We start from the raw sequence: 18645 nt of genomic DNA on the forward strand, positions 1-18645 counted from the left end.
GGCCACCGGGGTCCTTCCGGGTCGGGGGTTCGGAGTCACTTGCGCGCCTCCCGCACGAGGAGCCACACGAGGTAGATGCCGCCGACGCTCACGGTGACGACGCCGACGGGGAGCTGCGTCGGGGCGAACGCGCGCTGCGCGACGAGGTCGCTCGCCGCGAGGAGCACGGCCCCCATGAACGCGGCCGGGAGGATGCGCACCCCGGCGCTGCCGGTGAGGCGGCGGACGAGCTGGGGTGCGGCGAGGGCGACGAACGCGATGGGACCGGCCGCTGCGGTGACGAGCGCCGTGAGCGCGACGCCGACGATCACCAGCGCGAGGCGCACGGGCTCGCTGCGCAGGCCGAGGGCGGTCGCGGCGTCGTCCCCGAGCTCGAGCATCCCCATCCGGGGCGCGAGCCGCACGAGCGGCAGGGCGATGAGCGCGGCGAGCCCGCACGCCGGCGCGGCCTGCGCCCACGTGATGCCGTTGAGCGACCCCGCGCCCCACACGGCCGCGGCCATCGCCGTCTCGAGGTCGGCCTTGATGATGAGCCACTGGTTGACGGACGCGAGCATCGCGGACACCGCGATGCCGACGATGATGAGCCGGAATCCCTGCACGCCCCGCCGGTACGACAGCACGTAGACGACGGCGGCCGTGACGATCCCGCCGACGAGGGCGCCCGCCGCGACGCCGACGTAGCCGCCGCCGAGCAGCATGATGACGACGAGCGCGCCGGTGTACGCGCCGGTGTTGAACCCGATGATGTCGGGGCTGCCGAGGGGGTTGCGCGTGAGCGACTGGAAGATCGCGCCGCTCGCGCCGAGCGCGGCGCCGAGCACGAGCGCCATGAGGGCGCGCGGCAGCCGCCACTCGACGACGACCATGTGCACCGGGCCGTCGGTGCCGCCGACGAGCGCCTGGAGGACCTGGGCGACGGTGAGCGGGTAGTCGCCGGTGGTCAGCGCGACGACGCCGATCGCGAGCGCGACGAGCAGCAGGACGAGGCACACGCCGATCGTGCGCAGGTCGAGCCGGACGCTCACGTGGCCACCGGGCCCGCGCACGACGCGCGTGGGGCGGCCGAAGTCGACGCGCTGCGCGGGGGCGCTCACAGCCCGCTCGCCTTCGACCGGCGCACGAGCGCGATGAGCACGGGCGCGCCGACGAACGCCGTGACGATCCCGACCTGGAGCTCGCCGGGCGTGACGACGACGCGCCCGACGACGTCCGACACGAGCAGCAGCACGGGCGCGAGCACCGCCGAGTAGGGCAGGATCCAGCGCTGGTCCGGGCCGACGGTCCACCGCGCGACGTGCGGCACCATGAGCCCGACGAACCCGATCGGGCCCGCCGCGGCCGTCGCCGCGCCGCACAGGAGCGTCACCGCGATGCCGACGAGCACGCGCGTGCGGCCGACGTGCGCCCCGAGCGAGCTCGCGAGGTCGTCGCCGAGCGCGATCGTGTTGAGCGGGCGCGCCACGACGAGCGCGATGACGAGGCCGACGACGACGAACGGCGCGACCGTGCCGGCCATCTCCATCGTGCGGCCCGCGAGCGAGCCGGCCACCCAGAACCGCATGCGGTCGAACGCGGTCGGGTCGAGCAGCGTGATGCCCTGCGAGATGCCGCTCAGCACGGCCCCCAGCGCGACGCCCGCGAGGGTCAGGCGCACGGGCGTCGCGCCCCCGCGCCCCTGCGACCCGATGGCGTACACGGCGACGGTGGCGACGATCGCCCCGGCGAACGCGAACCAGATGAACGACTGGATGTCGGTCAGGCCGAGGAACGCGACCGCGAGCACGACGGCGAAGCCCGCGCCCGCGTTGACGCCGAGGATGCCCGGGTCGGCGAGCGGGTTGCGCGTCATCGCCTGGATGAGGGCGCCCGAGACGCCGAGCGCCGTCCCGACGAGCAGCCCGACGACCGTGCGCGGCAGGCGCAGGTCGTGGACGATCACGTGGTCGCCCGAGCCGTCGTACGCGGTCAGCGCGTCCCAGACCGTGCCGAGCGGCACGGGCTTCGACCCGACGACCAGGCTCAGCGCGATCGCGACGAGGAGGACGGCGACGGCGACGAGGAGGCCGAGCCCGCGGCCGGCGTTGGTGCGCGCGAGCCCGGCGGGGCGGTCGTCGCGGCCCGGTGCCGACCCTGGCCCGGCCGGTGGGGCGTCGGCAGGCGCGGCGGCGCTCGCGGACGTGGTCATGCCTGCTCGGATCTGCTCGGGGGACGGTCGCCGCGGACGGCGATGAGGTAATGCTCACCTTAATTCACCGCACGGTGCCCCCGGCAAGGTGCTGACGCGCCCGGAGGCCGTGACGCCGCTCACCCGGGTGCCGCCCCTCGCGCGCCGGAGGGTTGCCTCGGGCGCGTGACCGTGTGCGAGAGTGACGGCATGACCACCCACGTCCCCGTCACCGCCGACCACGTCGTCACGGTCGACGACCAGGGCCGTCGGACCGGCACGTTCGAGCGTGCAGCGGTCCACACGACCGAGACGCCGCTCCACCTCGCCTTCTCCTGCTACGTGCTCGACGACGCCGGCCGCCTCCTGCTCACGCGCCGCGCCCTCGCGAAGCGGACCTGGCCGGGGGTCTGGACGAACTCGTTCTGCGGCCACCCGCGCTGGACCGAGACGACCGAGGAGTCGATCGTCCGCCACGCGCGCCACGAGCTCGGCCTCGAGATCGCCGAGCTCCAGGTGGCCGTGCCCGGGTTCCGCTACCGCGCCGTCGACGCGTCCGGCGTCGTCGAGAACGAGATCTGCCCCGTCTACACGGCGAGGGCGGTGAGCGCCGTCGTGCCGAACCCCGACGAGGTCATGGAGCTCGCGTGGGCCGAGCCCGCGGACGTGGCCCGCGCGGTGGCCGCCACGCCGTGGGCGTTCAGCCCGTGGATGGTGCTGCAGGTCGCCGCGCTCGGCGCCGCCGACCCGGACGGGAAGAGCCCCACGGCGTCGCTCGCCGCCGCGTTCGCGCCGCCCGCCGCCTGACGCGCGTCAGGCGCGGCGCAGCGGCGCGCGCCGCATCCGGTCCGGGATGCCCAGGTGGTCCGCGTCCTCGACGGTCGAGCGCAGCCTGCGGGGAGGCAGCGCGTGCGGCACGACGGCGTCCGCACCGGGGACCCGCGCGTCGCGCATCGCCGCAGCGAGCGCCTGCACGAGGGGCGCCTGCCGCGACGGCCGCCGCGTCGAGAAGACCCACAGGTCGAACCCGGGTGCGGTCGCGAGGTCGACCGGCTGACCCTGGGCCCACGCGTGCCGTGCGACCTGCGGCGTCACGGCCATGAAGGTGACCGGGTGGCGCGACCACAGGACGGTCCGGGACGACCCGCTGACGCCCCGGTCGGCGAGCAGGAGCCCGATCGTGCGCTGGTTGCCCACGACGGCGGTCACCGTCCGCGGGTCGAGGCCCGACCACGGGACGACGGTCGGCCGCAGGAACGGCGCGAACGAGCCGACGACGATCCCGTGGTCGAGGACGAGCAGCTTCTCCGAGCCCATGAACCACAGCCCGATCCCGGCGACGAGCACCCAGAAGACGAGCAGCACGAGCGCGCCGGACGGGTCCCCGCTGCCGGACAGCCAGCCGCCGAGGGAGAACACGAGGGTCACGCACACGACGACGACCCACGCCGGAGCGTTGGGAGTCGCGGCCTCGACGTGGCGCAGGCGGCCCAGGCGCGAGATCTCGGCCCAGTGGCGGACCTTGCGCGTCGCGCGGTCGCCGCTCACCGGCGCAGGACCTCGTCCGCGAGCCCTTCGAGCGTCGCGCGGCTCGCCTCCTGGAGGGAGAACGTCGCGGGGTCGCCCGCGTCGTCGTGCTCGCTCCCGCGCAGGACGTGCACGGCGTCCGCCGTCGTGTAGACGGTCACGACCTCGACGCGGTCCGAGCCGGCGACGACGCCGGCGATCGTCGAGACGGCGAGCGCCGAGGCGAGCGCCGGGTCCTGGGCGGCGGTCGCCGTGAGCTCCTCGCGCGTGAGGGTGCGGGCTCGCGTGTCGAGCACCGCGCTGCGGGCGGGGTCGAGGAAGTCGGCGACGCGCGCACGGGCGACGTCCGCCGGGTAGACCGAGAAGGCGTGCGCGCCCTCGACGGACACCTCCTCCTCGAGCACGACGTCGCCCTCGTGGCGGTAGAGGTAGACCCAGTGCTTGCCGAGCGTCGTGGTCCGCTCGACGGTGCAGATCGCGTCGGCCGTGCGGCGCAGGACGAGCGGCCCGGTGATCTCCTCGACGGCCGTGAGCCCGACGGCGGGCTCGCCGTCGGGGTCCGCGGGGTCGGGCTTGCGCGCGGCCGAGACGAGGTCCCGCACCACGAGGGACCTCAGGGCGACGCGCGGCGCGAGGTCGCGCTCGGCGTCGCTGAGCCCGTCGAGGTAGGGCGTCGAGACCAGCTGGGCGTGCTGGACGCCGTCGAGCACCACGACCTCCTCGTCGGTGAGCGAGAAGACGTGGGACACCTCGCCGGCGGTCGCCCGGGAGAGCGTGGCCTTGGCGGCGGCGATGTCGCTCGTCGTCCAGGTCATGGTGGGTCCAGCGGTCACGAGAAGAGGCCTCCGACGAAGTCTCCGGCCTCCGAGAGGCCGTCACCGATCGCGCCCACGGCATCGGACGCGGCATCCCCGATGTTATCCACCGCGTCGCTGGCGAAGTCCGTCGCCTCGTCCCAGCCCTCGGAGACGTAGCCGCCCATGTCGCCGAAGAACTCGCCGATCGCCTCGCGGTTGTCGTAGACGTAGTTGCCGAGCGACCACGCCCCGGCGACGAGCCCGGCACCGACGACCACCGTGATGCCCACCGGGTTCGTGAGGAGCCCGGCGGCGAGCGCGATCGAGCCGGCGCCGCCGATGATCGAGAGCCCGCCCATGGCCTGGTCCGTGACGTGGCGCCAGCCGCCCTGGTCGGCGTAGTCGGAGTTGAAGATCTGGTTCGCGCCGCCGATGATCCCGAACACGCCGCCGAGGGCGCCGGCCGAGCGAGCGGCGGTCATCCCGAAGTGGTTGACGGTGAACCTGCCGAGGCCCGCGGTGACGGCCGAGGAGCGCAGGGCGGCGAGGTCGTCCAGCGGGCCGGCCTGGAGGAACTGGCGGGCGATCCCGATGCCAGGGATGAACTTGGCCGCGTCGAGGCCCACGCCGACGAGCCCGTGCGCGCCGAGCCCGACCGCACCGAGGACGCCGAGGGCGTTGCGGTCGACGGGGCCGAGCGGCCCGCCGCCGGGGCCGCTGGGCATCCCCGGACCGCCGGGAGCGCCCGGTCCCCCGGGTCCGGGGACGCCCGGCGACGGGAGGGAGCCGCCCTCGGTGCTCGTGCCGAACTGCTCGTCGGCGTTGCGCTGGACGGCGCGCGACGCCTCCGCGAGGGTCTGGCTCACGCCCCGCAGCAGCGCGACCGAGGTGCCGGTCCACTCGCCGCGGAACTGGTCGGCGTCGCCGCCCTGCCACCGCATCGACGCCTCGACGAGCCCGCTGACCTGGGACGTCGTGGTCACGAGCTGGTCGGACGCGGTCTGCAACGACTGCGCGAGCGTCCGTAGCTGGTTGACGTCCGCGCCCCACATGCCGCTCACGCCGCCCCCGTTCCTCGTCGTCGGTCTCGTCCCGGTCTCGCGCGCCCGCGCGTCGCCGGAGCCCGCGCGTACGGCACGGGCACCGCAGGAGGGTACCGGGCGCCGTCGGACGAGGGCGATGGGGAGGACTCCCCCGTCCTGGGGCGTGTGGGTTCGGCCCGGACCCGCCGCGGGGTGACAATCGACGCATGCCTGCCGCGGTTCCCGAGACACCCGCCCTGCCCGACCCGACGGCGGACGCGCCGGTCCCCCCGGCCCCGGCACCGGACGCGTCCTTCGAGTCCCACGTCGAGTGGGCCCGCGCGGTCCCCGTGGTGGGCTTCGACTTCGCCCCGGTGGCGGGCCGCGTCGTGGAGGACCCGCTGCCGTGGGACTACGCCGCGCTCGCGCGCGAGCTCGTCGGCAGCGGTCGCGGGCCGGTCCTCGACCTCGGCACGGGCGGCGGCGAGGTGCTCGCGTCGCTCGCCCCGCTCCCGGCGGGCTCGGCGGCCACCGAGGGCTGGGCGCCCAACCTCCCCGTGGCCCGACGCCGGCTCGAGCCCCTCGGCGTCGACGTGCGGCCCGTGGGCGGGGACGACGAGCAGCTCCTGCCGTTCTTCGACGACCAGTTCGCCGTCGTGCTCGACCGGCACGAGGAGTTCGACCCCGACGAGGTGCTGCGCGTGCTCGAGCCCGGCGGCGTGTTCCTCACGCAGCAGGTGGACACGCGTGACGGGCTGCGCCTCAACACCGCGCTCGGCGTCGAGCTGCCGTGGGACCCGGACTCGGTGACGCTCGACGCCGCCGTCGAGGTGCTGCGCGACGCCGGGTTCGTCGTCGACGTCGCGCGCGAGCACGAGGGCCTGCGCCGGTTCCGCGACCTGTCGGCGGTGCTGTGGTACCTCAAGATCGTCGCGTGGCAGGTGCCCGAGCTCGCCTCGCTGTCGCCCGAGGCGGTCGCGCGCTTCGAGGCGCCCCTGCGCGCCCTGCACCTGCACCTCGCGGCAGGCCGCGAGTTCGTCGACGAGGCCCCGCGCTTCCTCGTCGTGGCGCGCAAGCCCTTCTGACCTGCGCTCCTGTTGAGGGCGTGAGATGGCCCCGGCGGGCGGCCGTGCCGGGTCTACCATCCGCCCGCTCGTTCCTCGCGGGCTCCCGCCAGACCCGCCACGACCCGACACGGCCGCCCGCCGGGGCCATCTCAGGCCCGCAGCGGTTCGGGTGCCTGCAGCGGTCCGGGGCGGGGCGGGGCGGTCGAGTCGCGGACGACGAGCGCGTGGTCGGTGCGCTTGCGCCGGGGTCGGGCCGACGGCGGTCGCAGCGCCATCTCGAACGCCGACGCCCCCATCTCGCTCATGGGCAGGCGCACGGTCGTCAGCGCGGGCGCGAGGTCCTGGGCGACCTGGATGTCGTCGAACCCGGTGACGGACATGTCGCGCGGCACGGCGACGCCGCGCTCGCGCAGGAGCGAGAGCACGCCCGTGGCCATGGCGTCGTTGAGCGCGAGGATCGCGGTCGTGCCCGGGTGCTCGTCGAGGATGCGCTGCGTCGCGTCGCGCCCGCCCTCGCGCGTGAACGGCGCGTGCACGACGACGAGGTCGTCGGGGTCGATGCCGTGGGCGGCGGCCGCCGACCGGATGCCCGCGGTGCGGTCGACGACCGTCGTGAGGCGCTCCGGCCCCGCGGCGATCGCGAGGCGGCGGTGGCCGAGGCCGAGCACGTGCTCGGCGAGGGTCGCGCCCGCGGACTCGCTGTCGGGCAGGACGGCGTCGGCGTGCAGGTGGTGGCGCCCGATGACGACGACGCGGCCCCCCGCCTCCTGGAACGCGGCGAGCTCGCGCGCGGCGTCGGACTCCATCTCGGGCTCGACGTACCCGGACCCGGCGACGAGGATCACGCCGACGCGGTGCGCGCGCATGAGGCGGATCTGCGCGACCTCGGCGCTCGGCTCGCGCTCGGTGTGGCTGATCTGCACGCTCCAGCCGTGCGCGGTCGCGACACGGACGACGCCGCTCGCGATCTCGGAGAAGTAGGGGTCCCCGATCTCGTAGACGAGCAGGCCCGCGACCGACGTCGTGCCGCCGGCGAGCGTCCGGGCGTGCGGGTTGGCGATGTAGCCCATCTCGGCGGCGACCTCGCGCACGTACGCCGCCACCTGCTCCGAGACGCCGTCGCTCCCGGAGAGCGAGCGCGACGCCGTCGCGAGCGAGACGCCCGCCCGCTCCGCGACGTCGACCAGCCGCAGCGCGCTACGACCCCTCGTGGTCCGACCTTCCCGACGCACCCCTGCTCCGCTCGTCCGCGCGTCGTCGGGGAGTCGGCCGGTCCTTCGAGGACGGCCCGCCCGAACGTGACGCTTGCCACATCCGCCGTTCGCACCGTACTGTAACGGAAGCGCTTACGAAAGCGCTTACGTACACCGACGTACAGCTCAGGTCTTCACTACGACGAAGTAGGGAGAGTCAACTCCATGCACCCTCGGTCGACTCCACGGATGTCCCCGCGCTCCCCTCGGCAGCGTGCTCTCGCCCTCGCGGCCGGCGTGTCCGCGACGGCGCTCGTCCTCACCGCGTGCTCCGGCGGCGGGGCCGGTGGGGAAGGTGACGGCGGCGGGTCGGACGACCCGATCGTCGTCGGCATCTCCCTCCCCCTCACCGGCGACTTTTCGGAGCCCGGCAAGGGCGTCCAGCGCGGCTACGAGGCGTGGGCGCAGTTCGTCAACGAGGACGGCGGCCTGCTCGGCCGCCAGGTCGAGCTCAAGATCCTCGACGACCAGTCCAACGCCGACCGCGTCGTGCAGGACTACGAGGCGCTCATCGCCCAGGACGAGGTCGACCTCGTCTTCGGGCCGTTCTCCACGCGCCTCGTCGTGCCGAGCGCGCGCGTCGCGCAGGAGTACGGGATGCTCTTCGTCGAGCCGGCGGGCGCCGCCGCGGAGGTGTTCGAGCAGGGGTTCGACAACCTCTTCTACGCCGCCCCGGCCGTCGCGGACGACCACTACAACTACCTCGCCGACCACATCCTCGCGATGCCCGAGGGCGAGCGCCCGCAGACGGTCGCCGTCGCCGCGATGGACGACCCCTTCGCGCAGGGCACGGCCTACGGCCTGCGCGACAAGCTCGCCGACGCCGGGCTCGAGATCGTCGTGGACGAGGTCTACCCGCCCAACACGACCGACTTCTCGTCGATCGCCGCGAAGATCAACGACTCGGGCGCCGACATGGTCATCGGCGGCACGCAGTACCAGGACGCCGTGAACCTCATCGTCGCGCTGCAGCAGCTCAACTACCAGCCGCAGCTCGCCGCGTTCTCGACCGCGCCGACCAACCCCGAGTTCTCGGCCGCGATCGGTTCGAAGACCGAGGGCATCCTCTCGCCCACCGGGTACACCGAGACCGCCACCTGGCCGTCCAACGTCGACTTCGTCGAGCGGTACACCGAGCTGCACGGCAACCCGCCCGGTGAGGACGAGGCCAACGCGTACACGACCGGCCAGGTCGTCGCCGCCGCCGTCGAGGCCGTCGGGTGCGCCGAGCAGGGCGAGTGCCAGCAGGAGCTCATCGACTGGCTGCGCACCAACGAGGTCGAGACCGTCGTCGGCCCGTTGACGTGGGACGAGACCGGCAAGCCGCAGGGCGCCCACCTCATCCAGCAGTACGTGGACGGCGAGATCCAGATCGTCCTGCCCGAGGACACCAAGGAAGCCGACTTCGTCTTCCCCAAGCCGGCCTGGTGATCAGCTCGTGACGGGAACTCTCCTCTTCCAGAGCCTCGTGCTCGGCGTGCTGCTGGGAGGGCTCTACGCCCTCCTGGCAGCGGGCCTCACGCTCTACTTCGGCGTGATGCGCGTCGTGATGATCGCCCACTCGGCGTTCCTCATCCTCGCCGCGTACCTCGCCTGGTTCTTCAACCAGCAGACCGGCATGGACCCGCTGCTGTCGCTCGTGATCACGGTCCCGCTGTTCTTCCTCGTGGGCGTCGGCATGCAGAGGCTGCTCATCACGCGACTGCGGCCCGCGACCCTCACGATGATGTCCGTCCTCCTCACGTTCGCCGTCGCGCTCTTCATCGAGGGCATGATCGGCTTCGTCTGGAGCGGTACGCAGCGGCGCATCCAGCTCCCGTACTCGGGCGCGAGCATCGAGTTCTTCGGGGCGCGGATCGCCGTCGTGAAGCTCGTGGCGTTCGGTCTCGCGGCGCTCGCGCTCGGCCTGCTGTACCTGCTCATGAAGCACAGCCGGTTCGGCCAGGCGCTGCGCGCGACGATCCAGCACCGCGAGGCCGCGCAGCTCGTCGGCATCAAGACCGACCGCGTCGCCGGCTACGGGTTCGGCCTCGGCCTCGCGACCGCCGCCATCGGCGGGACCGCGCTGTCCCTCGACGCGACGATCTACCCGTCGCTGCACTGGCACTGGATCGGCCCGCTCATGGCGATCATCGTCGTCGGCGGCCTGGGCTCGATCCCCGGCGCAGCGATCGCCGCCATGGTGCTCGGCATCGGCCAGAGCCTGCTCCAGGTGCCGCTGGGCACCACGTGGGCGCAGACCATCTTCTACGTCGCGCTGTTCGCGACGCTGATGCTGCGGCCCCAGGGATTCTTCGGAGGTCGCCTTGCCCAACGCTTCTGACACCCGTCCCGCGAGCCGGTCCGCCGGCCGCCCCGGCGGTGCCGCCGGCAGCACGGTGCCCGACGGCGCCGGCGCGGCCCCAGCTCCCGTCTCGCCCCCCGCACGCCGCCCGTGGGCACGCATCGTGCGTCTCGCCGCGCTCGCCGTCGGCGTCGTGCTCGTCCTCGCGTTCCCCACGATGGCGCCCAACGCGTACATCCTGTCGGCGGGCATCGTCGTCGCGAGCTACGCGTGCACCGCGACCGCCTGGAACTTCATGGGCGGCTTCACCGGCTACGTCTCGCTCGGCCACGCCGCGTTCTTCGGCCTCGGTGCCTACGGCACCGGCCTGCTGATCCGCGACGTCGGGCTGCCCAGCTTCGTCGCCTGGCTCGTCGCGGGCGTGATGGTCCTGCTCATCACGATCCCCGTCGGGATCGCGGCGCTGCGCGTCCGAGGCGCGTCGTTCGTCATCGTGTCGATCTCGTTCGTGCTGATCCTGCTGCTCGTCTTCCAGGCGTGGGGCTCCTTCACGGGCGGCTCGGACGGCCTCGTCGTCCCGCGCCCGTTCCCGGACCTGCTGCGGCCCGAGCACCACCGCGTGTTCTTCTACCTGTTCGCCGCGCTGCTCGCGGTCATGCTCCTCACCTGGTGGGCGATCGACCGCTCACGCTTCGGCACCGGCCTCAAGGCCGTGCGCGAGGACGAGGACAAGGCGCAGGCCCTCGGCGTCCCGACGCGCAACTACAAGCTCGTCGCGTACGTCGTCTCGGCGACCTTCACCGGCCTCGCGGGCGGCATGTACGCCCTCTGGTTCGGCGACCTCGACCCGATCTTCCAGTTCTCCATCATGCTCGGCTCCTACATGGTGCTCATGGCGCTCTTCGGCGGGGTCCGCCACCTCTACGGCCCGCTGCTGGGCGCCGTCGTCGTGGGCACGGGCCTGGAGTACTTCAAGCTCGAGTTCGGCGACACCCAGTTCCACCTCGTCGCCACGGCCCTGCTCCTGGGCCTGGTCGTCCTCTTCATGCCGGACGGCATCATCCCCGCGGCCCAGGCCCTCGTCAGGCGCTTCGGCCCGCAGGACTCGTCGATCCGCGAGATGACCGCGGCCGAGCTCCTCGAGCACAACAAGGCCGCGGCAGGCGAGCCGACCGCCGAGGGCACGGGAGAGGACGAGGGGCCGCGTCGTGGCGGGCCTGGCGGGAGCGAGCGAGGAACGAGCGAGCGGATGGAAGACGCGGCCCCTCGTCCTCGGACGGGCCCGTCCGCGACCACCCCGGACGCACCCCGCGACGAGGAGGACCGATGACGACGACCACGCAACAGACGACCCGCAACCTCGAGACCGTGGGGCTCAGCAAGTCGTACGGCGGCGTGCACGCCGTGCGCGACGCGACCGTCACGTTCCACCACGGCAAGATCAACGCCCTCATCGGTCCGAACGGGTCCGGCAAGACGACGTTCTTCAACTGCGTCACGGGCATGATCAAGCCGGACTCGGGCACGGTGACGTACCGCGGGGAGGACATCACGCGCCGCGCGCCGCACAAGATCGCCCGCGCGGGCATCGGGCGCAGCTTCCAGCTCTGCCGGATCTTCCCGCGCATGACGGTGCTGGAGAACATGCTCGTCGCGGTGCGCACGTCGCGCGTGCGCGAGCTGCTCGCGGGTGCGCGCAACGCGGAGGAGATCGACAAGGCGCGCTCGTTGCTCGTGCGTGTCGGCATCGACCACCTGGAGAACGTCGAGGCGCGCAACCTGTCCTACGGGCAGCAGAAGCTGCTCGAGCTGGCCGGCGTCCTCATGGGCGACCCGGACACGATCATGCTCGACGAGCCGGCGGGCGGCGTGAACCCGGCGCTCATCGGGCGCATCGGGACGCTCGTGCAGGAGCTCAACGCCGAGGGCAAGACGTTCCTCGTCGTCGAGCACAACATGGACATGGTCATGAGCCTGTCCCACCACGTCATCGTGTTCGACCGGGGCGCGCCGATCGCCGAGGGCACCCCCGCCGTCGTGCAAGCCGACCCGCGAGTGCTGGAGGCCTACCTTGGTGTCTGACCCGACCCCCGGTACGGGGGCGAAGCAGGAGTACCTCCTCGAGCTGGACGACGTGCAGGCCGGGTACGGCCGGGCCGCGATGGTCCTGCGCGGGCTGACGATCCAGGTCCCGGCTTCGACGGTCGTGTGCCTCGTCGGGCCGAACGGCGCGGGCAAGTCGACGGTGCTCAAGGTCGCGAGCGGGCTGCTCAAGCCGCGCTCGGGGCGGGTGCTCGTCGGCGGTCGTGACGTCACGGGGCAGGGGCCGCAGGAGATGCTGACGTCGGGGCTCGCGCACGTGCTCCAGGGGCACTCCGTGTTCCGCGAGATGACGGTCGCGGAGAACGTGCTCCTCGGCGCGTACACGATCCGGGACAAGGAGAGGATCGCGGAGCGGGTCGCGTTCGTGCAGAACCTCTTCCCGATCGTGGGCGAGCGGTGGAAGCAGCTCGCGGGCCTGCTGTCGGGCGGGCAGCAGAAGCAGGTCGAGTTCGCTCGCTCGCTCATGGTGAGCCCGCAGGTCGTGCTGCTCGACGAGCCGTCGATGGGCCTCGACCCGAAGACGACGACGACCGTGTTCGAGCAGGTCGTGCGCATGCGCGACGCGGGCGTCGCCGTGCTGCTCGTCGAGCAGAACGCGCGCCGTGCGCTCGAGACCGCGGACATCGGGTGCGTGCTCGACCTCGGTCGCGTGCACATCACCGGGCCCGCGCCCGAGCTCCTCGCCGACCCCCAGCTCTCCGAGCTCTACCTCGGCGGCAGGCCCGCCGAGCGCTCGCTCTCGAAGGACGGATGACCGTATGACCAGCACCGACACCGTGCGCATCGTCATGAACGGCGTCACGGGGCGCATGGGCTACCGCCAGCACCTCGTGCGCTCGATCCTCGCGATCCGTGACGACGGCGGCGTCCTGCTCGACGACGGCACGCGCCTCCAGGTCGAGCCCGTGCTCGTGGGCCGCAACCGGGCCAAGCTCGCCGAGCTCGCGGCGCGCCACGACGTCGCCGAGTTCACGACCGACCTCGACGCGGCGCTCGCGGACGACACGGCGTCGGTCTACTTCGACGCGCAGGTGACGTCGGAACGCACGAAGGCGATCCTCAAGGCCCTCGCGGCGGGCAAGCACGTGTACACGGAGAAGCCGGTCGCGGAGTCGGTCGCGGACGGCGAGGAGCTCGCCGACGCGGCGCGCGCGGCGGGGGTGATCCACGGCGTCGTGCACGACAAGCTGTACCTGCCGGGCCTCGTCAAGCTCAAGCGGCTCATCGACGGCGGCTTCTTCGGCCGCATTCTCTCGGTGCGGGGCGAGTTCGGGTACTGGGTGTTCGAGGGCGACTGGCAGCCCGCCCAGCGCCCGAGCTGGAACTACCGCGCCGAGGACGGAGGCGGCATGGTCCTCGACATGTTCTGCCACTGGAACTACGTGCTGGAGAACCTGTTCGGGCCGGTCGAGGCGGTCATGGCGAAGGCCGTGACGCACGTCCCCGAGCGCTGGGACGAGCACGGCAAGCCCTACGCCGCGACGGCCGACGACGCGGCGTACGGGATCTTCGAGCTCTCCGGGTCGGACGGACCGATCCTCGCGCAGATCAACTCGTCCTGGGCCGTGCGGGTGGACCGCGGCGAGCTCGTCGAGTTCCAGGTCGACGGGACGCACGGGTCCGCCGTCGCCGGGCTCTTCGGGTGCCGCATCCAGCCGCGCGCCCGCACCCCCAAGCCGGTGTGGAACCCCGACCTGCCGACCGACCAGGACTTCCGCTCGCAGTGGGAGCAGATCCCGGACAACCAGGAGTTCGCCAACGGGTTCCGGGCCCAGTGGGAGGAGTTCCTGCGCGACGTGCACGCCGGTCGGCCGCACCCCTACGACTTCGACGCCGGCGTGCGCGGGCTGCGGCTCGTGGACGCGGGGTACGCGTCGTCGCGCGAGGGGCGCCGCGTCGAGCTGGGTTCCGAGGCGTGAGCGCGCGCTCGGTCCGCGTGCCGCTGTCCGACGGCGGCACGCGGCTCGTGGAGCTGCGCTCGCCGCGGGAGTGGGCCTACCATCCCGGTCCGTACGCCTCCCGTGCGGCGTTCGCTGCGGCGCACGTCGTGGCGGACCCGCTCGGCGAGAACGTGCCGGGCGCGCCGGCCGTCGTCGACTGGGACTCCACGCTGGCGTTCCGGCGCCACCTGTTCCGGTACGGGCTCGGCGTCGCGGAGGCGATGGACACCGCGCAGCGCAACATGGGCCTCGACTGGCCCGCGGTGCAGGAGCTCGTGACGCGGAGCGCTGCGCAGGCGCGCGAGCTCGGGGCGCGCATCGCGTCGGGGGCCGGGACGGACCACCGGGCGCCCGACGAGCTGCGGACCGTCGACGACGTGATCGCGGCGTACTCGGAGCAGGTCGAGTTCGTCGAGGGCACCGGGTCGCAGGTGATCCTCATGGCGTCGCGGCACCTCGCGCGCGTGGCGAGGTCGGCCGACGACTACGTGCGCGTGTACGACGCGATCCTGTCGCAGGTGCACGAGCCCGTGGTCCTGCACTGGCTGGGCGAGGCGTTCGACCCGAACCTCGGCGGGTACTGGGGCTCGGCGGACGTCGGCACGGCGACGGCGACCTTCGTCGACCTCGTGCGCGCGCACGCCGCGAAGGTCGACGGGGTCAAGGTGTCGCTGCTCTCGGCGTCGCACGAGGTGGGTCTGCGCGCTGTACTTCCGGACAGCGTCCGGTTGTACACGGGCGACGACTTCAACTACCCGGAGCTGATCCGCGGCGACGGCGAACGGCACTCCGACGCCCTGCTCGGCGCGTTCGCGGCGATCGCCCCGGCGGCGTCGGCGGCGCTCGCGGCCCTCGACGACGACGACCTCGACCGCTACGACGCCGAGATGGCGCCGACGCTCGAGCTCTCTCGCCACGTGTTCGAGGCGCCGACGTACTACTACAAGACCGGCATCGCGTTCCTCGCGTGGCTCTCCGGTCACCAGCCGGGCTTCACGATGGTGGGCGGGCTCCAGTCGGCCCGGAGCGTCGTGCACCTCGCGCGCGCGTTCGAGCTCGCGAACGAGGCGCGGCTGCTGCCCGACCCGGACCTCGCCGCACACCGGTTGGGCCTCCTCCTCGCGGCAGCGGGAGTCGAGGTCGGGTCCGCGGCTGGTGCCGGGGTGGGGACGGGCGCCGGGGCCGACGTCGCGGAGGTGATCGCGTGAGCACCGAGATCTCGGAGTTCCCGTCCGGGACGTCGCGGGCGACTCCGGTCGGCGGGGAGGCGTGGGCTCTCGACGTGCCGAGCGGGCAGCCCGCGCGGGTGCCGACGCCGCGACCCGGAGACCCGCGCCTCGCGCGGCTCTCGCTCAACCAGCGCACGACGGCGCACTGGTCGCTCCGGGAGGCGATCGACGGGTGCGTCGCCGCCGGGATCCCCGCGATCGGCGTGTGGCGCGAGCCGGTCGCCGACGTCGGGCTCGACACGGCGGTGCGGTGGGTGCGCGACGCCGGTCTGCGGGTGTCGTCGGTGTGCCGCGGGGGTTTCTTCACCGCGAGCGACCCGGACGCGCGCGCCGCCGCGCACGCGAGCAACCTCGCCGCGATCGCGGAGACCGCCGCGCTCGGCGCGCCGACCCTCGTCCTCGTCCCGGGTGGCCTGCCCGACGGCGACCGGGACCTCGTCGGCGCACGTGAACGCGCAGCGGAGGCGGTCGCTGCGCTCGTCCCGCACGCGCGCGACGCCGGGGTCACGCTGGGGATCGAGCCGATGAACCCGATCTTCGCCGCCGACCGCGGCGTCGTGTCGACGCTCGAGCAGGCCCTCGACCTGGCCGAGCCGTTCGCGCCGGAGGAGGTCGGCGTCGTCGTCGACACCTACCACCTGTGGTGGGAACCGAGGCTGCACGAGCAGGTCGCGCGCGCCGGCGCGGCGGGCCGGATCGTCAGCTACCAGGTGTGCGACTGGATCACTCCCCTGCCCGCGGACACGCTGCTCGGGCGCGGCATGATGGGCGACGGCCACGTCGACCTCGCGGCGTTCACGCGCTCCGTGGCGGCTGCGGGCTACACGGGCGACGTCGAGGTCGAGATCTTCAACGCCGACGTCTGGGCCGCGCCCGGAGCCGACGTGCTCGCGACCCTCGCCCGCCGCTACGTCGAGCTCGTCGAACCCCACCTCACCTGACCCGCTGAGGGCTCAGAGGCCCTTCAGTGCCGTCTCGCGCTCGTCGTAGGTGCGGCGGGACAGGGCGATGCGCTCCTGGTGCGCCTCCGTCCACACGACGAGCGCCTTGGTCGTCGCGTGGAGGGAGCGGCCCATCTCGGTGAGGGCGTAGTCGACGCGCGGCGGGACCGTCGGGTAGACCGTGCGCTCGACGATGCCGTCGCGCTCGAGCTGGCGCAGCGTGCGCGAGAGCATGCGCTGGCTGATCCCGTCGATCTCGCGCTTTAGCTCGGTGAAGCGCATGACGCGCCGGTCGAGCAGTGCGATGGCGAGCAGCGACCACTTGTCGGCGATGCGGTCGAGGATCTGCCGCACCTCGCAGTCCTCGCGGGAGTCCCACTGCCAGACGTCGACGTCGGTCTCCCACTTCGACCGTGCGTGGCCCGCGTGCCCGTCCCCCGCGCGCGTCTCGGTATCCGCGGTGATACCAGGTGAGCCGGATGTGCCGTCTTCCATACCTCCTGATCCTGACCCACGATGGGCTCGGTATCAAGAGGTAACCGAGTACCGACAGGTGCTCAGGAGAGGGGATGCCATGACCGACCCGACCGTACCGACCGACCGCAGCGACCCGAGCGGGCCTGTCGCGCGCTTCACGCTGCGCGACTGGGGCCTGCTGCTCGTGCTGTGCGGCGCGATCTTCCTCGAGGGCAGCGACATCGCGATGCTGTCCGTCGCGCTCCCCGGGATTCGCACCGACCTCGGCCTCGCGACGGGCGAGCTCGGCGGCGTCGTGACGGCGTACGTCGTCGGGTACGGCGGGTTCATGCTCCTCGGCGGACGCGCGGCCGACCTGTACGGGCGACGCAGGATGTTCGTGATCTGGCTGCTCGTGTTCCTCGTCTTCTCCGGCCTCGGGGGGTTCGCGACCGACGGATGGATGCTCCTGCTCTCCCGCTTCGTCACGGGCGTCGCCGCAGGCTTCCTCACCCCGGCCGGGATGTCGCTCATCACCACGTCGTTCGCCGAGGGGCCGCGCCGGAACCGCGCACTCGTCATCTACGGCGCGGCAGGCGCCGCCGGGTTCTCGCTCGGGCTCGTCGTCGGCGGTCTGCTGGCCGCGATCCACTGGCGGTGGGTCTTCTTCGCCCCGGTGATCCTCGCCGTCGTGCTCCTCGCTCTCGCCCTCGCGACGATCCGGCGCGACGCGGCGACACCCGGCCGCGGGACGCTCGACGTGCTCGGAGCTTTCCTCGCGACGGGCGCGATGGTCCTGCTCGCGGCGGGCATCGTGCGCCTCGAGCACCCGGGCGAGGGGCTCGCGTGGACGGTCGCGGCGCTCGCGGGCGGGGCGGTCCTCCTCGCGGGTTTCGTCGCGCGACAGCGGCGGGTCGCGCACCCGCTCCTGCCGCTGCGGCTCTTCCGCTCGGCCGAGCTCGTCCGGGCGAACGTCACGGCGGTGCTCTTCGCGGGCGGGTTCTACGGCTTCCAGGTGCTCCTCACGCTCTACCTGCAGGAGCTGCGCGGCTGGACGCCCCTGCAGACCGGCCTGGCGATGCTCCTCATGGCCGTCGACGTCGTCCTGGCGCCCGTGCTCACCCCACGCCTCGTCGAACGCTTCGGCGTGCCGCGCGTCATCGTGAGCGGGCTCGTCGCCGCGGCGCTCGCGGCGGCCTGGTTCCTCGCCTCCGGCCTCGACTGGACGTACGCCGTCATGGTCCCGTCGATGGCGCTGGTCGGGGTGGCGTTCGCGCTCGTCTACGGGCCGATCGCCATCGCCGCGACCACCGGCGTCACGGACGCGGAGCAGGGCGTGGCGGGCGGTGTGCTCAACACGTCGTTCCAGCTCGGCGCGGCGATCGGCATCTCCGCGGCGACGGCGGTCAGCGTCCTCGCGCTCGGGGACGGCACCGGTGCGGAGGCCGGGCTGGCCGCGTTCCACGCGGCGCTGTGGGTCCCGGTCGGGGCGTTCGTCCTCGCCGCGCTGGTCATGGCGGCCCCGCGCCGCCGTCGCGCCGCCGTCGAACCCACGCCCCTGCCCGACGAGGCGACCCGACTCCCGGCGCGTGCCCCGGCGACCCCCTGAGCCCGGTGGGCAGCAAGAAGCCCGCGGGCTGGAGGATTCCTCCTGTCGTGCTGGACGAGGGCACGACACCCGCGGGCTCCGGTGGTTGCGTGGTACTCGCTCGTCGTCGGGCGCCTCCCGTCGGGAGACCCCGCCCGATGAACGGGCTCACCGCATCCGGTCCGTTGCTGGATCGGTTGCGCGACGACTAGCGCGCAACCACCTCACGAGTCCGAAGAATATTCACTTCCAGGACCACCTCCTTTCGCGT

18 protein-coding genes are annotated in these 18645 nt (G+C 73.3%); 11 read left to right on the plus strand and 7 right to left on the minus strand.

Translation table 11 applies throughout. From position 1 onward, the window contains the following. Positions 1-35: 35 nt before the first annotated feature. Both fepG and ACMXGY_RS00255 read right to left on the minus strand, forming a co-directional pair. Positions 36-1097 (minus strand): iron-enterobactin ABC transporter permease, encoded by a 1062-nt coding sequence (gene fepG, locus ACMXGY_RS00250; protein ID WP_483774887.1) that lies wholly within the window; start codon positions 1095-1097, stop codon positions 36-38. Continuing rightward, positions 1094-2188 carry a Fe(3+)-siderophore ABC transporter permease gene (locus ACMXGY_RS00255; RefSeq protein WP_483774888.1) on the minus strand — a complete coding sequence of 365 codons (1095 nt, stop codon included), beginning with the start codon at positions 2186-2188 and terminating at the stop codon, positions 1094-1096. Before ACMXGY_RS00255 ends, fepG begins: the two co-directional genes overlap by 4 nt. 189 nt (positions 2189-2377) lie before the next feature. Between ACMXGY_RS00255 and idi the strand changes: the two genes are divergently transcribed. After that, positions 2378-2974, plus strand: a complete 597-nt coding sequence (gene idi, locus ACMXGY_RS00260) for an isopentenyl-diphosphate Delta-isomerase (RefSeq protein WP_483774889.1) — start codon at positions 2378-2380, stop codon at positions 2972-2974. A gap of 6 nt (positions 2975-2980) precedes the next feature. Here idi and ACMXGY_RS00265 read toward each other — a convergent pair whose 3' ends face one another. From ACMXGY_RS00265 to ACMXGY_RS00275, 3 genes are read right to left on the minus strand one after another with little or no spacing between them, the layout of a single operon-like run. Beyond that, positions 2981-3715, minus strand: coding sequence for a hypothetical protein (locus tag ACMXGY_RS00265; RefSeq protein WP_483774890.1), 735 nt, complete (start codon positions 3713-3715; stop codon positions 2981-2983). Beyond that, a complete protein-coding gene (locus ACMXGY_RS00270; protein WP_483774891.1) occupies positions 3712-4509 on the minus strand; it encodes a hypothetical protein in 798 nt (265 codons plus the stop codon). Before ACMXGY_RS00270 ends, ACMXGY_RS00265 begins: the two co-directional genes overlap by 4 nt. A 14-nt stretch (positions 4510-4523) precedes the next feature. Further along, a complete protein-coding gene (locus ACMXGY_RS00275; protein WP_483774892.1) occupies positions 4524-5552 on the minus strand; it encodes a hypothetical protein in 1029 nt (342 codons plus the stop codon). Positions 5553-5740: 188 nt separating this feature from the next. On the opposite strand from ACMXGY_RS00275, the gene ACMXGY_RS00280 reads away from it, so the two are divergent. Then, positions 5741-6598: a class I SAM-dependent methyltransferase gene (locus ACMXGY_RS00280; protein WP_483774893.1), complete on the plus strand. Its 858-nt coding sequence runs from the start codon at positions 5741-5743 to the stop codon at positions 6596-6598. Between the two features lie 131 nt (positions 6599-6729). Here the strand turns inward: ACMXGY_RS00280 and ACMXGY_RS00285 are convergent, their stop codons facing one another. Next, positions 6730-7812, minus strand: a complete 1083-nt coding sequence (locus ACMXGY_RS00285) for a LacI family DNA-binding transcriptional regulator (protein ID WP_483774894.1) — start codon at positions 7810-7812, stop codon at positions 6730-6732. A gap of 210 nt (positions 7813-8022) precedes the next feature. Between ACMXGY_RS00285 and ACMXGY_RS00290 the strand changes: the two genes are divergently transcribed. The 8 genes from ACMXGY_RS00290 (at position 8023) to ACMXGY_RS00325 (ending at position 16330) form a co-directional block, all read left to right on the plus strand. Then, complete coding sequence (locus ACMXGY_RS00290) at positions 8023-9264, plus strand: amino acid ABC transporter substrate-binding protein (protein ID WP_483774895.1); 1242 nt, start codon at positions 8023-8025, stop codon at positions 9262-9264. A 7-nt stretch (positions 9265-9271) separates the two neighbouring features. Next, the gene (locus ACMXGY_RS00295; protein ID WP_483774896.1) at positions 9272-10156 is read left to right on the plus strand and encodes a branched-chain amino acid ABC transporter permease; all 885 of its coding nucleotides are present in this window, start codon (positions 9272-9274) and stop codon (positions 10154-10156) included. Beyond that, the gene (locus tag ACMXGY_RS00300) at positions 10140-11447 is read left to right on the plus strand and encodes a branched-chain amino acid ABC transporter permease (protein ID WP_483774897.1); all 1308 of its coding nucleotides are present in this window, start codon (positions 10140-10142) and stop codon (positions 11445-11447) included. The genes ACMXGY_RS00295 and ACMXGY_RS00300 overlap by 17 nt, the downstream gene beginning before the upstream one ends. Then, on the plus strand, positions 11444-12199 hold the full coding sequence (locus ACMXGY_RS00305) for an ABC transporter ATP-binding protein (RefSeq protein ID WP_483774898.1): 756 nt from the start codon (positions 11444-11446) through the stop codon (positions 12197-12199). Before ACMXGY_RS00300 ends, ACMXGY_RS00305 begins: the two co-directional genes overlap by 4 nt. Continuing rightward, positions 12192-12974, plus strand: a complete 783-nt coding sequence (locus tag ACMXGY_RS00310; protein WP_483774899.1) for an ABC transporter ATP-binding protein — start codon at positions 12192-12194, stop codon at positions 12972-12974. The genes ACMXGY_RS00305 and ACMXGY_RS00310 overlap by 8 nt, the downstream gene beginning before the upstream one ends. A gap of 4 nt (positions 12975-12978) precedes the next feature. Beyond that, positions 12979-14139, plus strand: a complete 1161-nt coding sequence (locus ACMXGY_RS00315; RefSeq protein WP_483774900.1) for a Gfo/Idh/MocA family protein — start codon at positions 12979-12981, stop codon at positions 14137-14139. Next, entirely contained in the window at positions 14136-15368 is a 1233-nt protein-coding gene (locus ACMXGY_RS00320; RefSeq protein WP_483774901.1) for a dihydrodipicolinate synthase family protein, read from the plus strand. The genes ACMXGY_RS00315 and ACMXGY_RS00320 overlap by 4 nt, the downstream gene beginning before the upstream one ends. A 98-nt stretch (positions 15369-15466) precedes the next feature. Continuing rightward, the gene (locus tag ACMXGY_RS00325) at positions 15467-16330 is read left to right on the plus strand and encodes a sugar phosphate isomerase/epimerase family protein (protein ID WP_483776915.1); all 864 of its coding nucleotides are present in this window, start codon (positions 15467-15469) and stop codon (positions 16328-16330) included. 12 nt (positions 16331-16342) lie between these two features. Here ACMXGY_RS00325 and ACMXGY_RS00330 read toward each other — a convergent pair whose 3' ends face one another. Then, complete coding sequence (locus ACMXGY_RS00330) at positions 16343-16825, minus strand: winged helix-turn-helix transcriptional regulator (protein ID WP_483774902.1); 483 nt, start codon at positions 16823-16825, stop codon at positions 16343-16345. Between the two features lie 79 nt (positions 16826-16904). On the opposite strand from ACMXGY_RS00330, the gene ACMXGY_RS00335 reads away from it, so the two are divergent. Then, the gene (locus ACMXGY_RS00335) at positions 16905-18395 is read left to right on the plus strand and encodes an MFS transporter (protein WP_483774903.1); all 1491 of its coding nucleotides are present in this window, start codon (positions 16905-16907) and stop codon (positions 18393-18395) included. Positions 18396-18645 lie beyond the last annotated feature (250 nt).

The sequence above is a fragment of the Cellulosimicrobium sp. G4 BAM 1002 genome (assembly GCF_057126935.1).

Excerpts from the sequence above, each read along its gene's own strand:
- ACMXGY_RS00335 (WP_483774903.1), top strand. The coding sequence starts at position 16,905 with ATGACCGACCCGACCGTACCGACCGACCGCAGCGACCCGAGCGGGCCT.
- ACMXGY_RS00270 (WP_483774891.1), bottom strand. The coding sequence starts at position 4,509 with ATGACCTGGACGACGAGCGACATCGCCGCCGCCAAGGCCACGCTCTCC.
- ACMXGY_RS00305 (WP_483774898.1), top strand. The coding sequence starts at position 11,444 with ATGACGACGACCACGCAACAGACGACCCGCAACCTCGAGACCGTGGGG.
- ACMXGY_RS00290 (WP_483774895.1), top strand. The coding sequence starts at position 8,023 with ATGTCCCCGCGCTCCCCTCGGCAGCGTGCTCTCGCCCTCGCGGCCGGC.
- ACMXGY_RS00315 (WP_483774900.1), top strand. The coding sequence starts at position 12,979 with ATGACCAGCACCGACACCGTGCGCATCGTCATGAACGGCGTCACGGGG.
- idi (WP_483774889.1), top strand. The coding sequence starts at position 2,378 with ATGACCACCCACGTCCCCGTCACCGCCGACCACGTCGTCACGGTCGAC.
- ACMXGY_RS00280 (WP_483774893.1), top strand. The coding sequence starts at position 5,741 with ATGCCTGCCGCGGTTCCCGAGACACCCGCCCTGCCCGACCCGACGGCG.
- ACMXGY_RS00255 (WP_483774888.1), bottom strand. The coding sequence starts at position 2,188 with ATGACCACGTCCGCGAGCGCCGCCGCGCCTGCCGACGCCCCACCGGCC.
- ACMXGY_RS00330 (WP_483774902.1), bottom strand. The coding sequence starts at position 16,825 with ATGGAAGACGGCACATCCGGCTCACCTGGTATCACCGCGGATACCGAG.